At 70.8% G+C, this 4038-nt stretch carries 3 protein-coding genes; all 3 read left to right on the top strand.

The annotated features are described in order from the left end of the window. Positions 1-216 precede the first annotated feature (216 nt). The 3 genes from sucC (at position 217) to ACFVYN_RS41080 (ending at position 3939) form a co-directional block, all read left to right on the top strand. Positions 217-1347, top strand: coding sequence for an ADP-forming succinate--CoA ligase subunit beta (gene sucC, locus ACFVYN_RS41090; RefSeq protein WP_390007973.1), 1131 nt, complete (start codon positions 217-219; stop codon positions 1345-1347). A gap of 11 nt (positions 1348-1358) precedes the next feature. Beyond that, positions 1359-2288, top strand: a complete 930-nt coding sequence (gene sucD / locus ACFVYN_RS41085; protein WP_390007971.1) for a succinate--CoA ligase subunit alpha — start codon at positions 1359-1361, stop codon at positions 2286-2288. A gap of 94 nt (positions 2289-2382) precedes the next feature. Beyond that, on the top strand, positions 2383-3939 hold the full coding sequence (locus tag ACFVYN_RS41080; protein WP_390007969.1) for an aldehyde dehydrogenase family protein: 1557 nt from the start codon (positions 2383-2385) through the stop codon (positions 3937-3939). Positions 3940-4038 lie beyond the last annotated feature (99 nt).

The following is a 4038-nucleotide window of genomic DNA, read 5'->3' as shown; positions in this document are numbered from 1 at the left end:
CTCAAGAGCCGTCCTCGACACAAGCCACCTCACTTGTCCGTTGCCTCGAGCGTCCTGGTAGTGCGCTGGTCCTGACCCCTGTTCGGCACATTGCATACAGTCGACGAATACTGTATGAAGATTGTTATCCCGCATCCGGTGAGTGATGTCCAGGGGGCGTGCAGCACTTTTCAGCCGCTTTTCATTCGTGCATCACCTTCAGACAGGAGCCTCATCGTGGACCTGTACGAACACCAGGCGCGGGCCCTCTTCGAGGAACACGGAATCCCGGTGCCGAGGGCGGAGGTCACCGACTCGCCCCAGGAGGCCCGTGCGATCGCTCGCGGGCTCGGCGGCAGCGTCGTCGTCAAGGCGCAGGTCAAGACCGGTGGCCGGGGCAAGGCGGGCGGGGTGCGGCTCGCGACCGACCCGGCCGGGGCCGAGAGGACGGCACGCCGGATCCTCGGCATGGACATCAAGGGGCACAAGGTCGGCAAGGTCATGCTGGCCCAGCCCGTCGACATCGAGAGCGAGTTCTACGTCGCCTACGTCCTGGACCGGGCCGCGGGCCGCTTCCTCGCCATCGCCTCGGCGGAGGGCGGGATGGACATAGAGGCGGTCGCCGCGGTCCGCCCGGAGGCGGTCGCCCGTACACACATCGACCCGGCCGAGGGCGTCACCTCGGCGAAGGCGGGCGAGATCGCCGAGGCGGCCGGCCTGCCGCCGCAGAGCGTCGACGTGCTCGTACGACTGTGGGAGGTACTGGTCCGCCAGGACGCCGTCCTCGTCGAGGTCAACCCGCTCGTCCGCACCCGTCAGGGGCACATCCTCGCCCTCGACGGAAAGGTCACCCTCGACGACAACGCCCGCTTCCGGCAGGCTCGTTGGAGCGCGGAGAGCATAGCGTACGACGATCCCCTGGAGGCCGCCGCCGCAGCGAAGGGCCTCAACTACGTCAAGCTCGACGGCGAGGTCGGCATCATCGGCAACGGCGCCGGCCTGGTCATGTCGACCCTCGACGTGGTCGCCGGCTGCGGAGCCCGGCCCGCCGACTTCCTCGACATCGGCGGCGGTGCCTCGGCCCAGGTCATGGCCGACGGACTGACGGTCATCCTGTCGGACCCGGCCGTGAAGTCCGTGTTCGTCAACGTCTTCGGCGGCATCACCGCCTGCGACGCGGTCGCCGACGGCATCGTCAGCGCCCTCGACGAGGTCCGGCTCACCAAGCCGCTCGTCGTGCGCCTCGACGGCAACAACGCCGCCCGCGGCCGGGCCGTTCTAGACGAGCACACCCACCCCCTGGTCGAGCAGGCCACCACCATGGACGGCGCCGCCCGCCGTGCCGCCGAACTCGCCCACACCAGGTGAAGGAGCGGGACATGGCCATCTTCCTGACCAAGGAGTCCAAGGTCCTCGTCCAGGGCATGACCGGCGGCGAGGGCATGAAACACACCCGGCGCATGCTCGCAGCCGGGACCAACGTGGTCGGCGGCGTCAATCCCCGCAAGGCCGGGCAGACGGTCGACTTCGACGACCGGACCGTCCCCGTCTTCGGCTCGGTCGCCGACGGGACACGGGCGACCGGAGCGGACGTCACCGTCGTCTTCGTGCCACCCGCCTTTGCCGCAGCGGCAGTTGTCGAGGCCGCCGACGCCGGGATCGGACTGGCCGTCGTCATCACCGAAGGCATCCCCGTCCACGACTCCGTCGCCTTCACCTCGTACGCGAAGAAGAAGGGGACACGGATCGCAGGACCCAACTGCCCCGGCCTGATCACCCCCGGCCAGTCCAACGCGGGCATCATCCCGGCGGACATCACCCGGTCCGGGCGGGTCGGCCTGGTGTCCAAGTCGGGCACCCTCACCTACCAACTCATGTACGAGCTGCGCGACATCGGCTTCTCCACCTGTGTCGGCATCGGCGGAGACCCCGTCGTCGGCACCACCCACATCGACTGCCTCGCGGCCTTCCAGGACGACCCCGACACCGAACTGATCGTCCTCATCGGGGAGATCGGCGGCGACGCCGAGGAACGGGCGGCCGCGTACATCCACGAGCACGTCACCAAGCCGGTCGTCGGCTACATCGCCGGATTCACCGCGCCCGAGGGCCGGACCATGGGCCACGCCGGCGCCATCGTGTCCGGTTCGGCGGGCACGGCGCAGGCGAAGAAGGCGGCGCTGGAGGCGGTCGGCGTCAAGGTCGGGAACACCCCCACCGAGACGGCCCGCCTCGTGCTCGCCCTGCTGGACACGGCTCGCGAGGACACGGCCCGCGAGGACGTGGCTCGCGAGGCCCCTCAGGCCTGACCCGAACCACACAGCGGTGGACAAAGAGCCTTCCGGCCCCGCCGCGCCCACCCATACCCCGCCCCCGACTGTGCACCGAGAGCGGAGACATCGCATGACCACGACCCTCAACTCCACCCATCTCGTGGTGAAGTCCGGTACCTCCTGGAACGACGCCTGGCAGCGCTGCCTCGCCGTCGCCCCCGAGGCCTTCCGGGACGACCGCGTCCTCAACCTCTGGGCCTCCGCCTGGCAGGCCGACGGCCGGGCACTGCCCGCCACCAGCCCCGTCGACGGCAGTCCCATCGCCGGCCCGCCGCGCCTGGACCGGGAAGCCGCCCACCAGGCCGTCCGCGCCTCCCTCGACCAGCACCGCGCCTGGCGCCACATCCGGCTCGAAGAGCGCCGGGCCCGCGTCGCGGCCACCCTCGACGCCCTCACCCAGCACCGCGAACTCCTCGCGCTCCTGCTCGTCTGGGAGATCGGCAAGCCCTGGCGGCTCGCGCAGGCCGACGTCGACCGGGCCATCGACGGCGTGCGCTGGTACGTCGACGGCATCGAACCGATGGTCGAGGGCCGATCCCCGCTGGACGGCCCGGTCTCCAACATCGCGAGCTGGAACTACCCGATGAGCGTGCTCGTTCACGCCATGCTGGTGCAGGCACTGGCGGGCAACGCGGTCATCGCCAAGACCCCGACCGACGGCGGCGTCGCCTGTCTGACCCTGGCCTGCGCGCTCGCCGCCCGCGAGGGAATCCCCGTCACCCTCGTCAGCGGCAGCGGGCGGGAGCTGTCCGAGGCGCTGGTCCGGGCGCCCGAGATCGGCTGCGTCTCCTTCGTCGGCGGCCGCGACACCGGCGCCGCCGTCGCCACGGCCGTCGCCGACCTCGGCAAGCGCCACGTACTCGAACAGGAGGGACTCAACACCTGGGGCATCTGGAACCACACCGACTGGGACACGCTCACCGCCGTCATCCCCAAGCTCTTCGACTACGGCAAGCAGCGCTGCACCGCCTACCCGCGCTTCGTCGTCCAGCGCGAGCTGTTCGACGAGTTCCTGACGGCCTACCTCCCCGCGGTGCGCACCCTGCGCCTCGGCCACCCGCTCGCCGTCGAACACCCCGACAACCCCTTCCCGGCACTGGACTTCGGGCCGTTGATCAACGCGGCCAAGGCGAAGGAACTCCGCGACCAGGTCGCCGAGGCCATCGGCCGCGGAGCCGTCCCCGTGCACCGCGGCAGCGAGGCCGACGCCCGCTTCCTGCCCGGCCAGGACACCTCGGCGTACGTCCAGCCCGTCACCCTCCTCAACCCGCCCCCCTCCTCACCCCTGCACCACGCCGAACCCTTCGGCCCGGTCGACACCATCGTCCTGGTCGACACCGAGGCGGAACTCCTGGCCGCGATGAACGCCTCCAACGGCGCCCTGGTGGCCACCCTGTCCACCGACGACCGGGCCACCTTCGAGCGGCTCGCCCCGCAGATCCGCGCGTTCAAGGTCGGTCACGGCAAGCCACGTTCCCGCGGCGACCGCGACGAACTGTTCGGCGGGTTCGGCGCCTCCTGGAGCGGCGCCTTCGTCGGCGGCGAACTGCTGGTGCGCGCGGTCACTCGGGGCCCGGCCGGCGAACGGCTGCCCGGGAACTTCCCCGAGTACCAGCTGATGCCGTGAGGCGAGACCGGGCGGCGCTCCGTGAAGGGGCGGCCGCCCGGCCACCGGAGAACACGACGACGCAGAGATGGGGTGATGAGCATGACGTTGGCTCTTGAA

It is taken from the genome of Streptomyces sp. NPDC058307 (assembly GCF_042880295.1).
In the GTDB taxonomy this organism is placed as follows: domain Bacteria; phylum Actinomycetota; class Actinomycetes; order Streptomycetales; family Streptomycetaceae; genus Streptomyces.
Note: the sequence above shows the minus strand (reverse complement) of the source record. Positions and strands in the feature narration are given on the sequence as shown.

Coding starts and splice junctions, on each gene's coding strand:
- sucD (WP_390007971.1), top strand. CDS start 1,359: ATGGCCATCTTCCTGACCAAGGAGTCCAAGGTCCTCGTCCAGGGCATG.
- ACFVYN_RS41080 (WP_390007969.1), top strand. CDS start 2,383: ATGACCACGACCCTCAACTCCACCCATCTCGTGGTGAAGTCCGGTACC.